Genomic DNA, 16,194 nt, shown 5'->3' with positions numbered 1-16,194 from the left:
ACGATCTATTCCAAGGTATGAGCTACCGCGATGCCCGTCGCGGTCCGGACCCAACGCCACTCACACTGATTCGATCAAGGCCGTGAGCTGGGCACGCTCAGCAGCGTCAGGCTGTTGACCGGCCCGAGCCGGGCCGCGATCGATCAAGGACAGCACCGGGCGGACGTCGAGATCGTGGTACGCAGGTGCCCCCAGGCGGGCCGATCCGTACCACGATCTGCTGGGACGATCCCGACCGAAGTGTCGATCATAGGATCGCCGCGGTCGCCCGGGACGTACCGTCGGCCGACTTGATCAACTTAAGCTGACCGGGCGTTGGGTCCGGACCGTTGCTCCCGCAGCCTCAGCCTCCACGCCTGGCGACCGCAACCCACCCGGCCCCGACCGGCCCGCCCGAGGCGTCAGGGCGGCACTGGCCGCCGATCGAGGACCGAGTCTCTGCTCAGCGGTACTGGAAGTACGTTATGAGGCCGCCATAACGTACTTCCAGTACCGCTGAGCGAACCCCACCCTTGGAATAGATCATCTAGATCAGGTCGTGGCGGACGACGTTCTCTTCGCGGCCGGGGCCGACGCCGACGATGGAGACGCGCGTGCCGACGATCTCCTCGATGCGCTCGACGTACGCCCGCGCGTTGGCCGGCAGGTCGTCGAAGGCGCGGGCCTTCGTGATGTCCTCCCACCAGCCGTCGTGCTCCTCGTAGATCGGCTTGGCGTGGTGGAACGCGGTCTGTGTCATCGGCATGTTGTCGATGCGCTCACCGTCGATCTCGTAGCCGACGCAGATCGGCACCTTCTCCAGGCCGGTCAGCACGTCGAGCTTGGTCACCACGAGGTCGGTGATGCCGTTGAGGCGGGTGGCGTACCGTGCCACGACCGCGTCGAACCAACCGCACCGGCGTTCGCGGCCGGTTGTCGTGCCGTACTCGGCGCCGATTTTGCGCAGGTGGGCGCCGTTTTCGTCGAAGAGCTCGGTCGGAAAGGGGCCGGAGCCCACCCGCGTGGTGTACGCCTTGCTGACCCCGATCACCTTCGAGATCGCGGTCGGCGGGATGCCGGCACCGACGCACGCCCCGCCGGCCGAGGGGTTGGACGAGGTCACGAACGGGTACGTGCCGTGGTCCATGTCGAGCATCGTGGCCTGGGCGCCCTCCAGCAGGACCGTGTCGCCCCGGTCGAGCGCGTCCCACAGGATCGTGCGGGTCTCCGCGATGTACGGCCTGAGCCGCTCCGCGTACGCCAGGTACTCCTCCACCACCGCCGACGGGTCGAGCGCCTTGCGGTTGTAGACCTTGAACAGGATCTGGTTCTTTTCCCGCAGTACCAGCTCCAGCTTTTTGCGGAGGATGCCGGGGTCGAGCAGGTCCTGGAGGCGGATGCCCATGCGGGCGACCTTGTCGCCGTACGCGGGGCCGATGCCGCGCCCGGTGGTGCCGATGCGCGCGGAGCCGAGGTAGCGCTCCACCACGCGGTCGAGCGCCCGGTGGTGCGGCATGATCAGGTGGGCGTCGCCGGAGATGCGCAGGCGGGAGACGTCCACCCCGCGCTCGGCGAGGCCGTCGATCTCGCCGATCAGCACCTTGGGGTCCACGACGACGCCGTTGCCGATGACGATCATCGCGTTGGGCGAGAGCGCGCCGGACGGCATGAGGTGGAGGGCGTACTTCTGGCCGTCTGGCGTGATCACCGTGTGGCCGGCGTTGTTGCCGCCCGAGTAACGCACCACGTAGTGGACCCGCTCCCCCAGCAGGTCGGTAACCTTGCCCTTGCCCTCGTCGCCCCACTGGGCGCCGATGAGCACGATCGCTGGCATCTCTTTCCCGCCTTACTGGGGGCTCGGGTGCCAATGTGGCGACCGCGTGGCGAGCCCGAGGTGTCAGGCTAACAAGAAGTTACGACCAGCTCAGCGCTGGCCATGGAGATCAGCAGGGGGTCACCACCGGTGTACGACGTGGTGTTGCTCACGCTCGGCGGCGGTTGTGGCGCTCCGCGCGTGCCGGTGCTCGCCTGTGCCGACGCGCTCGCGGCGGCCGGCGCCACTGTACAGACGGTTACCGCCGAGTCCGACGCCGACATCGACGCGACCCTCGACGGCCGCCGGCTGGTGGTCGCCGCGGCCACCGACGGGCAGTTGCGCGCCGTCGTGCGTCGCATGGTCCGCCGGTACGCCCCGGCGCCCAGCAAGCGCCCCGCCGACCTGCCCGCCAGCCGTACGGTGCCCGACCTGCCCCCGATCGGCGTACTCCCGCTCGACCCCACCGCCGACGACCTCGCCGCCCAGCTCGACCTGCCGCGCGACCCCGCCGAGGTGGCCAAGGCGGTGCTCGGCGACAAGGTGCGCCGCCTTGACCTGCTCCGCAACGATGGTGGCTCGGTCACGCTCGACGGTGCGCTGGTCGGCTCCTCTCCCGAGCGTGGGGAGGCGATGTGGCACGGACGGGTGGAGGTCGACGACGCCGTGCTGAGCGATGGCTCAGACGCCATACTGGCGTGCGCGGTCGGCAACGGCGCCGGCTACGCGCGGCTCGACGGGCTCCAACTGCTCGCCAGCCCCGACCCGGCCGACGGTGTGATCGAGGTCGCGGTCGCCGTTCCGATGCTCGCGCAGCGCCTGCTGCGCCGCCCCCGCGTGCGGATCGAGGTCCGCCGGGCGCGCGGCCGCGCCGTCGCCGTCACCCCCCGCGAGGGCGAGATCGGGTACAGCGACGACGGCGTCAACGGCACCCTGAGCCACAAGCGCTCGTGGTGGATCGAGCCGGGAGCCTGGGCGGTGTACGTCCGCTGACTCCTGTGCGAGGCTGCCCGGTGGGAGAGGAGGTTGCACGGTGGACGAGGAACGGCCGAGGTCGAGTCAGGTACCGGTCGGCCCAAACCGCGGCGTCAAGCCGCTGTGGCCCACGGCCGACTACGTGCCGGAGGAAGACCTCACGCCAGCTCCCGTGACACCGCCACCGCCTCCGCAGCCGATCGCCGAGCCGTTCCCGCCGCCCGGCTCGTACGCTGAGCCAGCCGTCCCGGAGACGCCGGCACCGGCACCCGGCTTCGCCGCGATGCCCGAGCCGCAGGGATGGTCGAGCGGCAACGACAACCTCCCACCCGGCGTCTGGCACCTGGCCGGCACCTCCCCGCACGTCGAGCCACCCACGCCGGTGCACAACGGCCCGCCGATCGCCACCGCACCAGCGGCCGGCATCCCGATCTCCTCCGGCCACCACTCGGGCGGCATCCCGCTTCCGTCACTGCCGCCCGGGTCGGTCCCGCCGGTGACCTCGTCGCCTCCGGCCGAGTACGCCCCGCCGATCCCACCAGCCATCCCAGCCCCACCGCCGGCCTACCCACCGGCGCCTTACGGTGCGGCCGGGCCGATGGCGACCCCGGGACACGGCCAGCCGACCTCGGGACCGCCGCTGCCCGGCCAGCCCGTTTCCGTGCCGCCGCTGCCGGGCCGGCCCACGTCCGGACCGCCCACCTCGGGGCCGCCGCTGCCAGGGCAGCCCACATCCGCGCCACCCACGTCCGGACCGCCCGCCTTCGGGTCAGCCTTCCCCGGCCTGCCCGGTTCCGGGCCAGAGCCCTACGCACAGCCGGGAGCCGGCCCAGAGCCCTATGGGCCGGCGGCCCACCCGCAGCCAGGATCCGGGCCGGGCGCCTACGCGCAGCCGGCAGCCAGGCCAGAGGCCTATGCCGAACCGGGACCCGCACCGGAGGCATACGCGCAGCCGGGAGCCGGGCCGGAGGCCTACGGCCAGCCCACGTCGGCACCACCTGTGTCCGGCCCGCCGGCGCCCGGTCACCCCACCTCCGGGCCACCGCTCCATGCTCAGCCCGCTTCCGGCCCACCCGCCGAGACACCGCCCACCTCCGTGCCAGCTCTCCACGAGCCCGCCGCTGACAGGCCAGCCACCCACGAGCCCGCCGCTGACAGGCCAGCCACCCACGAGCCCGCCGCTGACAGGCCAGCCCTCCACGAGCCAGCCGCTGACAGGCCAGCCCTCCACGAGCCAGCCGCTGACAGGCCAGCCATCGACGAGCCACTCGCCTACAGGCCAGCCGGAAACTGGCCGGCCACCGGTGAGCCAGCCGCCGTCGGGCCAGCCGCCCACGAACCGGCCGCCCAAGGGCGGGCCGCCCACACGCCAGCCACCCACGAACCGGCCGCATACGGGCAGCCCGCCTGGGGTCAGCCCGGCACCCCGCCAGCCGCCTATCTGCCGGCCGAAGGCCCGGGCGGCCACGCCTATCCAGGCGCCGGAGCGCCATGGAACAGTGCCGGAGCGGCCGGGAACAGCGCCGGAGCACCGGGGAACGGCGCCGGACCGGCCCAGGCCGCGCCACCCAATGGCGGTCCACAGTGGACCCCGCCGCCCACGCCCAACGGTCACGGCGCGCCAGCGGGTGGGTGGGCGCCGCCGCGCGCGGATGACGTGCCCACCAACAACCAGTCGCTGCAGCCGCCCGCCGACCCGTGGGCCGGGGCCGCGCCGTTGCACCACCCGCCCGGTTCGCCGTGGGCGGCACCGCCGGGCCAGGCCTTCGCGCCCGGCTCAAGCGCGGCTCCCGGCCACCCGCAGCACGGCGTCACCCCGCACGGCACGCCGGCCAATCCTGCGCAGGGTGGCCATCCCGCCGCGAACGCGTACCCCGCGCAGGATTGGCCGGCGGCGCAGGGGGACCCGGCGACGCTCCCCACCCAGCCTGGCGCCGGGCAGCCGCACCAGGTGCACCCTGGGGTCACCGCGATGCCGCCCCGGCCGGAAGCGCCCGGCGTCTATCGGGTGCCGCAGCAGCCGTACCAGGAGCAGCCCTTGCGGCCGACGGAGCCGGGCGTGCCGACGGCGGAGGAGTTCGCGCGGCGCCGTGCGGTCCGTCCGCCCGAGCCGGTGGCCCGCACCGGCATGCGGGCGGCGGTCAACAAGTCCACGCTGGGCCTGGTCAAGCTGGCGCCCGGGCGCCACGAGCAGGAGTTCCGGCAGGACGTCGAAAAGGTGCGGCGCAACTTCGGCGGGCTGCGGCAGGTGACCGTGGTCAACCCCAAGGGCGGTGCCGGCAAGACGGTGGCGGTGCTGCTGCTCGCGATGACGTTCGGGCAGAAGCGCGGCGGCTATGTGCTGGCCTGGGACAACAACGAGACCCAGGGCACGCTCGGCATGCGGGCGCAGCAGGACTTCCACAGCCGTACCGTGCGCGACATGCTCCGCGACCTCTCCAGCTTTCAGGGCGCGCGGGGGCGGGTGGGCGACCTCTCGCAGTACGTACGGGCGCAGGGCGAGGGCATGTTCGACGTACTGGCGTCGGACGAGTCGGCGACGGCGGGCGAGATGCTGACGGCACACGCGTTCGGCGAGATCCGTGAGGTGGTCAGCCGGTTCTACAAGCTGATCTTCGTGGACACCGGCAACAACGTGCGGGCGCAGAACTGGCAGGCCGCCATCGACGCCACCGACCAGCTCGTCGTCACCATGTCGGCGCGTAACGACTCGGCCGAGCCCGCCGCCCGCATGCTCGACCACTTGGAGCAGTCCGGGCGCACCCGGCTGGTGCGGCAGGCGGTCACGGTGGTCTCGATGCCACCCCGCGCCAAGGACATCGACCTTGTCCCGATACAGCGGCACTTCGAGGCGCGCACCCGCGCGGTGCTGCTCGCGCCGTACGACCGCGTGATCGACACCGGCGAGCCGATCCCGTATGGCCAGCTCTCCAACGCCACTCTCGACGCCTGGCTGAAGGTGGCCGCGGCGGTGTCCGAGGGGCTCTAGAGAGCTTTCGGAGTCGGGGTGCTGGGCTGTGATCGAAGGGAGGTCGGGGTGCCGGGCGTGTCGAAAATCGGCGGCCGGCCTCGACCTATGGGGTAGGAAAGGGCGTCGAGACCCCGGAGGTACCCGATGAAGTATCTGATCATGATCTGGCACAACCCGAAGTCGCGCGAGATCTGGGAGAGCTTCTCCGACGCGGAGCGCGCCGAGGGATGGCGGGCGTACGCGGAGCTGGACGAGAGCCTGGCCGCCTCGGGCGAAATGGTCATCTCCGAGGCGCTGGCCGACCCCTCGCAGGGGCGGCGGGTGCCGGCGGCCGAGGGTCAGTCGCTCGCCACCGACGGGCCGTTTCCGGAGACGAAGGAGCAGCTCGCCGGCTTCTTCCTGGTCGACTGCGAGAGCTTCGAGCGGGCCATGGAGATCGCGGCGCGGGTACCGGAGGCGGGTCTCGGCCTGGTCGAGGTGCGGCCGATCCTCGCGATGAACGGTCCCGACATGTGACCGAGGTCGAATCGCTGCTGCGCGAGCACGCGCCACACGTGCTCACCGCGCTCGTGCGGCACCACGGCGGCTTCGAGACCTGCGAAGACGCGGTACAGGAGGCGCTGCTCGCGGCCGCCACCCAGTGGCCGGTCGACGGCGTGCCGGCCAACCCGCGGGGCTGGCTGATCAGGGTCGCCTCCCGCCGCCGCGTCGAGCTGTGGCGCAACGAGGTGGCCCGCCGGCGGCGCGAGGAGTCGGTGATGCTCCTCGAGCCGCCGGGCACCGAGCCGCCCTCGGCGGTCGACGACACGCTCACGCTGCTGTTCCTCTGCTGCCACCCGGCGCTCACCACGGCTTCGCAGGTGGCGCTGACGCTGCGCGCGGTGGGCGGTCTCACCACGGGGGAGATCGCCCGCGCGTTCCTCGTGCCGGAGGCCACGATCGGCCAGCGGATCAGCCGGGCCAAACAGCGGATCAAGGCGAGCGGCGCCGAGTTTCGCCTGCCCTCCCCGGGTGAACGGCCGGCCCGGCTCGCCGCCGTGCTGCGCGTGCTCTACCTGATCTTCAATGAGGGGTACACGGCGAGTTCCGGCCCGGCACTGCACCGCGTCGAGCTGACCACCGAGGCGATCCGGCTCGCCCGCCAGCTCCAGGCCCAGCTGCCGGGCGACGGCGAGGTCGCCGGCCTGCTCGCGCTCATGCTGCTCACCGACGCCCGCCGGCCGGCCCGCACCCGGGCGGACGGCGGCCTGGTACCGCTCGCGGAGCAGGACCGCACGCTCTGGAACGGCGCGGCGATAGCGGAGGGCGTGGGGCTGGTCATGGCGGCGCTGGCGGTCACCGAGATCGGGCCGTACCAGCTGCAGGCCGCGATCGCCGCCGTGCACGACGAGGCCACCCGCGCCGAAGACACCGACTGGCGGCAGATCCTCGGCCTCTACGACCTCCTGGACCGCCTCGCCCCCGGACCGATGGTCACCCTCAACCGCATCGTCGCGGTCGCCATGGTGTACGGCCCGGCGGCCGGCCTGGCCCAGCTGGAGCGCGCCGCGGCCGAGCCGGCCCTGGCCGGCCATCATCGGGTACACGCGGTCCGCGCGCACCTGCTCGACCTCGCCGGCGACCGGGCGGCGGCACGCGAGCAGTACCGGCTGGCCGCCCAGCGCACGCTGAGCCTGCCCGAGCGCCGCTACCTGGAATCGAAGGCCGCCGGCTAGCGGATCTGCCAGAGACAGATATTTTGAGCTACCGCGATGTCCGCGGTGGTCCGGACCGTTGCTCCCGCAGCGTCACCCTCCGCCGCTTCCGGGGCCTTCGGCCCCCCGGGGTTAGGTGTCTAGACGCCGGAGAGGGCGTCGCCGGCGGCCGGGTCGCAGTCGCGCAGGAACTGGGCGCACCGGGCCGCCTCGTCGGACTCGCCGATCTCGTCGGCGGCCCGGGAGAGGGCGTGCAGCGACCGCAGGAAGCCGCGGTTGGGCTCGTGCGCCCACGGCACCGGGCCGTGCCCCTTCCAGCCGCTGCGGCGCAGCTGGTCGAGGCCGCGGTGGTAGCCGGTGCGGGCGTACGCGTACGCCATGACGAACTGGCCCTCCGCGAGCGAGCGGCTGGCGAGGGTCGCCCAGGCCGCGCTGTACGCCGGGAAGTGTGCGGCCACGTCGGCGAACGCCTCGTCGGTGTCGTCCCGCTCCGCCACGGCCAATGCGGCGGCGGCCTTGTCGTCGGCGGGCAGCAGCGTGGCGGGCGGTTCGGGCAACAGGTTCTGCATGGGCACATTCAACCCGCAAGCTCGCCGATACAGTGCCTGAAAGGCTGAGGGATTCGTCACGCGTGCGGCCGGTGTGCGCGACCCCACACTGGCGTAGAAATGGAGGTCCGGAGCCTCCCCAGGACCCGGTAACGGGAGCCCGGTGACCTTGTGTCGCCGGGCTCTCTCTTCTGTGGTCGATGGGCCGCGCTTGTGCCGGTGGGGCAGGATTGGCGCGTGCCGTCCCTCGATGTCCTAGAGCCGTTCGACACCTCTCCGGAAGAGGTGGAGTCCCGCGCCGAGCTCGACCTGCACCTGCGTAGCGGCAGCCTCGCCGGGCTGACCGTCCAGGGGCTGCGCCTCGACGCCGCGCCGGTGCCCGATCTCTCCCATGTGGACGTCACCGGCACGCTCTTCATCGGCTGCCACTTCGCCACCGTCGAAGCCGAGGCCGACGTGGTCCGGCGCGGCGCGCACGTGGTGCCGCCCTTCCGCGACCTGCCCTTCCCGACCCATCCGTCCCACCTGTACACCCCGGAGGACCTCGCCGCCGGCTTCGAGACCGGCGGCTTCGCCGGCATGTACGACACGGTGGTCTACGAGCACTTCCTGGCCGTGGGCGGCGCGCTGCCGACGGTCCGCGAGGCGCTCGCCCAGCGGCTGCACGACCACGGCATCGACAACGCGCTGGCCGACATCACGTTCACCTGGCTGGCCCGCCACGGCCCCGGCTCGGTGGTCGGCGTGATGGGCGGGCACGCGGTGCCCCGCGGCTCCTCGGCGTACCGGCTGGCGGCCGCGATCGGCTGGGAGCTCGCCCGCGCCGGCCGCCTCGTGGTGACCGGTGGCGGCCCGGGCGTGATGGAGGCGGCCAACCTCGGCGCCTACCTAGCCACCCACGACGCCGAGGAGCTCACCACCGCGATCGACCAGCTCAGCGCCGCGCCCGACTTCATGGACCACGACCCGTACACGGCGGCAGCGCTCGACGTGCGGGCCCGCTTCACCCCCAGCGACGACGTCGACTGGCCCCGCCGCGGCGGCCTGGCGATCCCCACCTGGCTGTACGGGCACGAGCCGGCCAACCTCTTCGCCGGCCGGATCGCCAAGTACTTCTCCAACGCGATCCGCGAGGACACGATCCTCCGCCTGGCCCGCGGCGGCATCGTCTTCGCGGCCGGCCGCGCCGGCACCGTGCAGGAGGTCTTCCAGGCGGCGACCAAGACGTTCTACGGCACCGACGGCGCGAGCGGCGCGTACGTCTTCCTCGACCGTGCATTCTGGACGGAGACCCTGCCCATCGAGGCACTGCTCCGCCCGCTGCTCGCCCTCTCCCCCGCCGGCGACCTCTCCGGCACGATCCACGTCACCGACGATGTCCACGAAGCCGTCCGCGTCCTGACCGGCGAGGGGTAGGTCAGGCGATCGAGACGCGGCACCAGAAGCCGACCGGGAGGTCGACGTCGGGCTCGTTGGTGATGCCGTTTTCGTCTAGTGCGTTGTAGACGGCCAGCCGCGCGCCCTCGAACAGGAACTCGACCGCGTGCAGGACGCGGGGGCGCCAGTGGGACGGCATGATGCGCTCGATCACGTTGACCGCGCGCAGGCGGCGGCCGCGGGCGGCCAGTAGGGCGGGGTGGGCGTCGGGTCGCCAATCGAGGGCGAGGCCGGGCCAGTCCAGCGGCATGGACATGTCGACCTGGCCCCAGGTGATCCCGCACTCGTCGAACTTGCGGTGGGTGACCTCGACGTTGACGTCACCAAAGCCGAGGATCACCGGGCCATCAGCGAACCACTGGCGGCGTTCCAGATCCCACATCAGCCAGGCGCCCTCCAGCGTCCGGCCGATGATCCGGGAGAAGCGCGGACGGTGGACGGCGGCTAGCGTCCGCGCACTGTGACACCACTGCGGCTCGTACCCTTCGATGCCGAGCACGACCGACCTCCAGGGGGCATTATCGGGCGATCATACCGAAAAGCCACCCCGGACCACAGAACGGCACGCGGCCGGCCCTCGCGCAAGGACCGGCCGCGGACGTCTTCGCTCTAGGGTCTGGCTACTTGGAGAGCGTGGTGCCGGTCGAGCGGAGGTGCTCGCAGGCCTCGATCACGCGCTTGGCCATGCCCTCCTCGGCCGCCTTGCCCCAGGTGCGCGGGTCGTACGACTTCTTGTCGCCGACCTCGCCGTCCACCTTGAGCACGCCGTCGTACTTGGTGAACATGTGCGCCGCCACCGGACGGGTGAACGCGTACTGCGTGTCGGTGTCGATGTTCATCTTCACCACGCCGTAGTCGAGCGCGGCCCGGATCTCCGACAGCAGCGAGCCCGAGCCGCCGTGGAAGACGAGGTCGAGCGGCTTCTCCTTGCCGTACTTGGCGCCGATCGCGTCCTGGATCTCCTTGAGGATCTCCGGGCGGAGCTTGACGTTGCCCGGCTTGTAGACGCCGTGCACGTTGCCGAAGGTCAGGGCGGCGATGTAGCGGCCCTTCTCACCGAGGCCGAGCGCGGCGACCGTGGCCAGGCCGTCTTCGACGGTGGTGTACAGCTTTTCGTCGATCGCGCCGACGATGCCGTCCTCCTCGCCGCCCACGACGCCGACCTCGATCTCCAGCACCACGTGCGCGGCGGCCGCCTCGGCCAGCAGTTCCTGGGCGATCTGGAGGTTTTCGTCCAGCGGCACGGCCGAGCCGTCCCACATGTGCGACTGGAAGAGCGGCGCCTCACCGCGGGCAACCCGATCCTTCGAGATCGCCAGCAGCGGGCGGACGAACCCGTCCAGCTTGGGCTTGGGGCAGTGGTCGGTGTGCAGGGCGATGTTGACCGGGTAGTTCTTGGCCACCTCGTGCGCGTACGCCGCGAACGCCACCGAGCCGGTGACCATGTCCTTGACGGTCGGGCCGGAGAGGTAGTCGGCGCCGCCGGTGGAGACCTGGACGATGCCGTCGCTCTCCGCCTCCGCGAAGCCGCGCAGCGCCGCGTTGAGCGTCTGCGAGGACGTCACGTTGATCGCGGGGTACGCGAACGCGCCGGCCTTGGCGCGGTCGAGCATCTCGGAGTAGACCTCAGGGGAAGCGATAGGCATGTCGAACGCTCCTAGAACGTGGGCTTTGAGTGCGCCGGACCGCGCTGTCCTCCAGCCGGAAGTATCCCGCAGGTCACCGGTCGCCACCTCACCGGCCCGGGGTGGTCCGGAGCGCCCCGGTCAGGCCGCCTTGCCCTCCCAGCGGTCCGGGATCACGAGGCTGATCAGCCAGCTGACCACGGCCATCACGATGGCTCCCCAGAACGCGGGCCAGAAGCCGTCGATGCTGAACGGCAGGTCGAGCTGGCCCGAGATCCAGTCCGTGAGAAGGAAGAGCAGGGCGTTGACGACGAGCGCGAAGAGGCCCAGCGTCAGGATGTAGAACAGGCACCCGACGACGTGGATAATCGGCTTGAGGACGGCGTTTACCAGGCCAAATATCAGCGCGACGACGATCAGGGTCAGCGCGTTGCGACCAGAGGAGCTGCCGGTCACGTTGATGTCGGGCACCACGAGCGTGGTGATCCACAACGCCACCGCGTTGATCGCCCAGCGGACCAGAAAACCCACCGTTCCATCCTGACACCCCAGCATCGCGCCTGAGGCCGGTTTCCCTGGCTTGATCGACGGGCACCCTGCCCGCCGTACGCAGGAAGAGCGGAAGGAGGCCACCATGGCCCAACCCGACGAGGACTTCGCGCCCGACGATCACCTGGCGCCGGACGAGCGCGACCCGGAGGCACCGGCCGAAGACGCCGTGGAGCAGGCGACGGTTGCCGACCCGGCAGATACCGAGCCCGAGGTGCACCGTGGCCTCGAAGTGGACGAATGGGACGCGCTGGAGCAGGCCCGCGTGGTCGGTCCGGACGACGACTACCGGTAGTAGCTGTCCACCTTCAGCGACCGCACAGCTTCGGCTCGCCGCGTCCCGGTAGCCTATGTGCCCGTGGACACAGCCGAGAAGACCCGCGCGCTCTCCGAGCAGCTCGCCGTCAACCCGCTGGACCCCAAGGAGCTCCTCCAGACGTTCGGTCTGGTGGGCGTCTGGGTGATCCTCTTCGCCGAGACCGGCCTGCTGGTCGGCTTCTTCTTCCCCGGCGACTCGCTGCTCTTTCTGGCCGGCGTGGCCGCGTCGCCCGTCGCCGACGCGATGTTCGGCGACGGCACCCGGCTCTCGCTGCTCGGCCTGGTGATCGGCGCGCCGATCTGCGCCATCACCGGTGCCCAGCTGGGGCACCTCCTCGGCGCCCGGTACGGCCGGAAGATGTTCGACCGACCCGACTCGCGCCTGTTCAAGCGGGAGTACGTGGAGAAGGCCGAGTACTACTTCGAGAAGTTCGGCCCGGCCAAGGCCGTGGTGCTGGCCCGCTTCATCCCGATCGTCCGCACGTTCCTCAACCCGGTCGCCGGCGTGCTCGGCATGCCGGCCAAGACCTTCTTCCTGTGGAACGTCGTGGGCGGCGTGATCTGGACCGACGGGATCATCCTCGGCGGATACTTCCTGGCGGACAGCATCTATGACGCGGTCGGTGACCACATCGACCGCTACATCCTGCCGGTGGTGGGCCTGATCATCCTGATCTCGGTAATGCCGATCTTCATCGAGATCATCCGCGAGCGCCGCGCCAAGCGGCGGGCAGCAGCCATCGCGGCGGAGGAGACGGCAGAGACGGCCCCGGCCACTCCGGGTCGGCACTACCAGGTTTGATCAAAACCCTGACGGCTACGCCACGTAACAGAGCGAGGCACGAGGAAATCGCCCGGTGTCACCAAGAATGGTGAGCAGCTCAGTGACGCCGGGCGATTCCGCGCTAACTCAGCGAGCCTTCTTGGTGGCGCGCTTACGCGGAGGAGTCAACAGGTCCGCGATCGTAGCGATCGCGGTCGGCACCAGCCGGTAGTAGGCCCACACACCGCGCTTCTCCCGCTCCAGCAAGCCGGCTTCGGTGAGGATTCGCAGGTGGTGGCTTACCGTCGGCTGCGAGAGGCCGAGCGGTGCGGTGAGGTCACAGACGCACGCTTCGCCCTCCGGGGCCGACTGGATGAGGCTCAAGAGCCGCAGCCGGGCCGGATCGGCGAGTGCTTTCAGGACCCCAGCGAGGCGCTCGGCATCAGCGCGCTCGATCGGCTCGCCGCCAAGCGGCGAGATCTGAGGCATGGTCGTTTCAGCCAACGCAGTTCCCACGTACTCCATCCTTCCACCTACACCATCGATCCGCCTGCATATCAGCAGGTCCGAATCGACAAACTTGTTAGACCTAAAGGCCGAGGTCGCCCAACGTGTAGGCAGCGCGGTAGGGGAGTCCCACGTCCCGAACCGCCTCACCCGCACCTCGATCAACGATAACCGCTACACCCACAACCTCGGCTCCGGCCTGTTTGAGCGCCTCGACCGCGGTCAGCACACTGCTGCCCGTCGTCGAGGTGTCCTCCACCGCCACCACCCGGCGGCCCGCCACATCGGGACCTTCGATCCGGCGCTGCAATCCGTGCGTCTTCTCCGCCTTGCGCACCACGAACGCGTCGAGCTGCCGCCCGGCCGCCGCGGCGGCGTGCAGCATCGCGGCCGCCACCGGGTCGGCGCCCAGGGTCAGGCCGCCGACGGCGTCGAAGTCCCAGTCCGCGATGAGGTCGAGCATCACCCGACCAACGAGCGGGGCGGCCGCATGGTGCAACGTCACCCGGCGTAGATCGACATACCAGTCCGCCTCGAGACCCGAGGACAGCACCACGCGGCCCCGGACGATGGCCAGTTCAGTGATGGATTTACGCAGGTCGTCATGGTCCCCCATGGCGCACAAGGGTACTTGCCGTATGCCCGGTTCGTACCGTCGACCCGGTCACATCACCCATTACTGTTCGTCGCGGCCCGTGCGTCCCCGCGTGTCGCGCGCGACAGCCTGCAGTAGACCGCGCGGCAGGTGCCGCATCCCGAAGACGGCGACCTTGTACTTCCAGTCCGGCACGCTGACGACTTTTCCGCGGCGCAGGTCGCGCAGGGCGTCGTCGACGACCCGGTCGACCTGGAGCCACATCCACTCTGGAGTTTTCGACATGTCGATGCCGGCCCGGTCGTGAAACTCCGTGTGCGTGTAACCAGGACAAAGAGCCATCACGCGAACGCCGTGCCGGCGCACCGAGTGCGCGACGGACTCGCTGAAGTTGGTGACCCACGCCTTGCTCGCCGAGTACGTCGAACCGGGCATCACCGCGGCGAAGCCGGCGACCGAGGAGACATTTATCACGTCGCCCCGGCCGCGCTCGACCATGCCCGGGAGGGCGGCGAGGGAGAGGCGCATGACCGCGTGCACGTTGACCCGGAGCAGCCGGGTCTCAGCCTCCACCGTGGACCGTACGAAGGATCGGTTGAGGCTGAAGCCGGCGTTGTTGACGAGCACGTCGACGCCCTCGGCGAGCCGCTTCTCCACCACGGCACAGCCGTCGTCGGTGGACAGGTCGGCGGCGAGCGGGGTGACTGTGACGCCGTACCGGCCGGACAGCTCGGTGGCGAGGTCGGCCAGCCGCTGCTCGCCGCGCGCGACGAGCACCAGGTCGTGGCCCTCGGCCGCGAACCGGCGGGCGAACGCCGCTCCGAAGCCGCTGCTGGCCCCCGTGATCAGGGCCGTCCGGGGGGCTGCCAATCGGAGTTCCTCACCTCGGGGAGCGGGGGCGGGGCGGTGGGGACGGGCGGGGTCGTGGGGGGCGTGACCGTGGCCGGCTCGGTCCCGCGGCGGAAGAACGGGTGCGACGCGGGCAGGGCCAGCAGCAAAGCTACTACAAGGTAACCCAGCGCCTGACCCGCCGAAACCACCCCGTTGAGCCCGATCCACCAGCCCGGGTACGCGTCGGTGAGCGCCTGGGTGAGGTCCTGCGTCTGGTCGTCGGTCGAGATGTTCCAGGAGAGGGCGCTCTGGCTGATCACCGCGAGGAGGCCGCAGCAGCCGCAGAGGAGGCCGAGCCCGCTCACGATCCAGGTGGCGATGCGGGCGCCGTTGCGGCCCTGGAGGTTGCCGACGCCCAGCACGATCAGCAGGGCGGCGAAGAGGACCGAGAGCACCGCACCGGCGATCACGGTGCCCCAGGCGACCCCGGCGAGGCCGTCGATGTCGGACTGGCTGGCGCCGGTGGCCTCGGCCGCGTCGCGGAAGCGGTCGACCACGCCCCCGATGGCGGCCAGGCCGACGACCGCGTTCACCAGCCCGGCGGCTCCCATGAAGATCATGATCGCCGCGGCGGCGGTGACGGTCGCCGGCCGTGGCCGGGCCGGCTCGGGGATCGAGACGTCGCTCATGCAGTTAGAACTACATGATCGCCGGCTTGATCACTGACCGGGGGGTGAATTCGGGTTGTCCTTCTTGTCCTCACCCGGGCTCTCCGGTGCACCGGCCGCGGGCGGCGGCGCGGCCTCTGGCGCACCCGACACCGGCGGTGGGGCATACGGCGAAGCCCCCGGTGCGGGCGGTGCCGGCGGGGTCCCCGGAGCCGGCGGTACGCCGGGAGCCGGTGCCGCGGTGGCCGGCGGGTACCCCGGGTAGGCCGCGCCCGGCACCGGCGGCTCCCAGAGCGGGGCCGGCTTGCGGAAGAACTCGTTCGACGGCGGGAGCGCCAGCAGGATCAGCGCCACCAGCAGCGCGAGCAGGCTGAGCACCGCGACCGTGATGGAGACCGGCGTGTACCAGCTCGGCAGCGCGTCCTCGAGCCGCCGCTGGATCTCCGCCGCGTCCGGCACGTCGCTGTCACCGGTGTCGAAGTTCATCGAGTTGGTGAGCGCCGAACCGGCCAGCGAGACGCCGGAGCAGCAGAGCGACACGCCGCCCAGCACCCAGGTGACGATCCGCGACGCGTTCTTGCCCCGGTTGTTGAAGATCGCCAGCACGACGAACGCGGCGGCGAAGAGCAGGCTGATGACCGCCACGACGATGGAGGTGACGGTCACGAAGCCTTCCGTGCCCTCGGCCGACGTGCCCTCGTACGCCTCGCGGTAGACGTCGGAGGTAGTGCCGATCACCGATAGGCCGATGATCACACCGATGACCCCGAGCGCGGCGTACAGGTAGAGCAGGTAGCTGGAGATATTGACGGTCGCCGGACGCGCGGGCACGGCCGGGCTCGTGGGATCAGCCACGACGCTCCTTCCCTAGATCACGGTCAGTACGTATGCATACCCTGCCAGTTGAGCGATGCAAACGGT

General features: G+C 71.1%; 16 protein-coding genes and 1 pseudogene. 7 read left to right on the top strand and 10 right to left on the bottom strand.

Annotation, left to right across the window (positions count from 1 at the left end):
* Nucleotides 1–526: 526 nt before the first annotated feature.
* The gene (locus RB614_RS38185; protein ID WP_308717585.1) at nucleotides 527–1,813 is read right to left on the bottom strand and encodes an adenylosuccinate synthase; all 1,287 of its coding nucleotides are present in this window, start codon (nucleotides 1,811–1,813) and stop codon (nucleotides 527–529) included.
* A 129-nt stretch (nucleotides 1,814–1,942) separates the two neighbouring features.
* Between RB614_RS38185 and RB614_RS38180 the strand changes: the two genes are divergently transcribed.
* The 4 genes and pseudogenes from RB614_RS38180 (at nucleotide 1,943) to RB614_RS38165 (ending at nucleotide 7,453) form a co-directional block, all read left to right on the top strand.
* Nucleotides 1,943–2,785 carry a diacylglycerol kinase family protein gene (locus RB614_RS38180; protein ID WP_428983192.1) on the top strand — a complete coding sequence of 281 codons (843 nt, stop codon included), beginning with the start codon at nucleotides 1,943–1,945 and terminating at the stop codon, nucleotides 2,783–2,785.
* 1,381 nt (nucleotides 2,786–4,166) lie between these two features.
* Nucleotides 4,167–5,756 (top strand): annotated as a pseudogene (locus RB614_RS38175) (MinD/ParA family ATP-binding protein); the annotation flags it as partial.
* A gap of 126 nt (nucleotides 5,757–5,882) precedes the next feature.
* Complete coding sequence (locus tag RB614_RS38170; protein ID WP_308717583.1) at nucleotides 5,883–6,254, top strand: YciI family protein; 372 nt, start codon at nucleotides 5,883–5,885, stop codon at nucleotides 6,252–6,254.
* Entirely contained in the window at nucleotides 6,251–7,453 is a 1,203-nt protein-coding gene (locus tag RB614_RS38165; protein WP_308717582.1) for an RNA polymerase sigma factor, read from the top strand. Before RB614_RS38170 ends, RB614_RS38165 begins: the two co-directional genes overlap by 4 nt.
* Nucleotides 7,454–7,572: 119 nt before the next feature.
* Here the strand turns inward: RB614_RS38165 and RB614_RS38160 are convergent, their stop codons facing one another.
* Nucleotides 7,573–8,001: a DUF3151 domain-containing protein gene (locus RB614_RS38160; RefSeq protein ID WP_308717581.1), complete on the bottom strand. Its 429-nt coding sequence runs from the start codon at nucleotides 7,999–8,001 to the stop codon at nucleotides 7,573–7,575.
* A 216-nt stretch (nucleotides 8,002–8,217) separates the two neighbouring features.
* Here RB614_RS38160 and RB614_RS38155 point away from each other — a divergent pair, with 216 nt between their 5' ends.
* Nucleotides 8,218–9,396 (top strand): LOG family protein, encoded by a 1,179-nt coding sequence (locus RB614_RS38155; RefSeq protein WP_308717580.1) that lies wholly within the window; start codon nucleotides 8,218–8,220, stop codon nucleotides 9,394–9,396.
* 1 nt (nucleotide 9,397) lies between these two features.
* On the opposite strand, the gene RB614_RS38150 is transcribed toward RB614_RS38155, so the two are convergent.
* The 3 genes from RB614_RS38150 to RB614_RS38140 form a co-directional block, all read right to left on the bottom strand.
* Nucleotides 9,398–9,916, bottom strand: a complete 519-nt coding sequence (locus RB614_RS38150) for a hypothetical protein (protein WP_308717579.1) — start codon at nucleotides 9,914–9,916, stop codon at nucleotides 9,398–9,400.
* Nucleotides 9,917–10,037: 121 nt separating this feature from the next.
* The gene (fbaA, locus tag RB614_RS38145) at nucleotides 10,038–11,063 is read right to left on the bottom strand and encodes a class II fructose-bisphosphate aldolase (protein WP_308717578.1); all 1,026 of its coding nucleotides are present in this window, start codon (nucleotides 11,061–11,063) and stop codon (nucleotides 10,038–10,040) included.
* Nucleotides 11,064–11,183: 120 nt separating this feature from the next.
* On the bottom strand, nucleotides 11,184–11,573 hold the full coding sequence (locus RB614_RS38140; RefSeq protein ID WP_308717577.1) for a phage holin family protein: 390 nt from the start codon (nucleotides 11,571–11,573) through the stop codon (nucleotides 11,184–11,186).
* 103 nt (nucleotides 11,574–11,676) lie between these two features.
* On the opposite strand from RB614_RS38140, the gene RB614_RS38135 reads away from it, so the two are divergent.
* Together RB614_RS38135 and RB614_RS38130 are read left to right on the top strand one after the other, a co-directional pair.
* Nucleotides 11,677–11,886 carry a hypothetical protein gene (locus RB614_RS38135; protein ID WP_308717576.1) on the top strand — a complete coding sequence of 70 codons (210 nt, stop codon included), beginning with the start codon at nucleotides 11,677–11,679 and terminating at the stop codon, nucleotides 11,884–11,886.
* 57 nt (nucleotides 11,887–11,943) lie between these two features.
* A complete protein-coding gene (locus RB614_RS38130) occupies nucleotides 11,944–12,711 on the top strand; it encodes a DedA family protein (protein WP_308717575.1) in 768 nt (255 codons plus the stop codon).
* A gap of 108 nt (nucleotides 12,712–12,819) precedes the next feature.
* On the opposite strand, the gene RB614_RS38125 is transcribed toward RB614_RS38130, so the two are convergent.
* From RB614_RS38125 to RB614_RS38105, 5 genes are all read right to left on the bottom strand, one after another.
* A complete protein-coding gene (locus tag RB614_RS38125; protein WP_173040617.1) occupies nucleotides 12,820–13,197 on the bottom strand; it encodes an ArsR/SmtB family transcription factor in 378 nt (125 codons plus the stop codon).
* A 64-nt stretch (nucleotides 13,198–13,261) separates the two neighbouring features.
* Entirely contained in the window at nucleotides 13,262–13,795 is a 534-nt protein-coding gene (pyrE, locus tag RB614_RS38120) for an orotate phosphoribosyltransferase (RefSeq protein ID WP_308717574.1), read from the bottom strand.
* 60 nt (nucleotides 13,796–13,855) lie between these two features.
* Nucleotides 13,856–14,644, bottom strand: coding sequence for an SDR family NAD(P)-dependent oxidoreductase (locus RB614_RS38115; protein WP_308717573.1), 789 nt, complete (start codon nucleotides 14,642–14,644; stop codon nucleotides 13,856–13,858).
* Nucleotides 14,620–15,294 (bottom strand): hypothetical protein, encoded by a 675-nt coding sequence (locus RB614_RS38110; RefSeq protein ID WP_308717572.1) that lies wholly within the window; start codon nucleotides 15,292–15,294, stop codon nucleotides 14,620–14,622. The genes RB614_RS38115 and RB614_RS38110 overlap by 25 nt, the downstream gene beginning before the upstream one ends.
* 30 nt (nucleotides 15,295–15,324) lie before the next feature.
* Nucleotides 15,325–16,128, bottom strand: coding sequence for a DUF4064 domain-containing protein (locus RB614_RS38105; RefSeq protein ID WP_308717571.1), 804 nt, complete (start codon nucleotides 16,126–16,128; stop codon nucleotides 15,325–15,327).
* Nucleotides 16,129–16,194 lie beyond the last annotated feature (66 nt).

The organism is Phytohabitans maris (assembly GCF_031085175.1).
In the GTDB taxonomy this organism is placed as follows: domain Bacteria; phylum Actinomycetota; class Actinomycetes; order Mycobacteriales; family Micromonosporaceae; genus Phytohabitans; species Phytohabitans maris.
The sequence above is the reverse complement of the archived record's forward strand: the minus strand, read 5'-3'. Positions and strand labels throughout refer to the sequence as shown.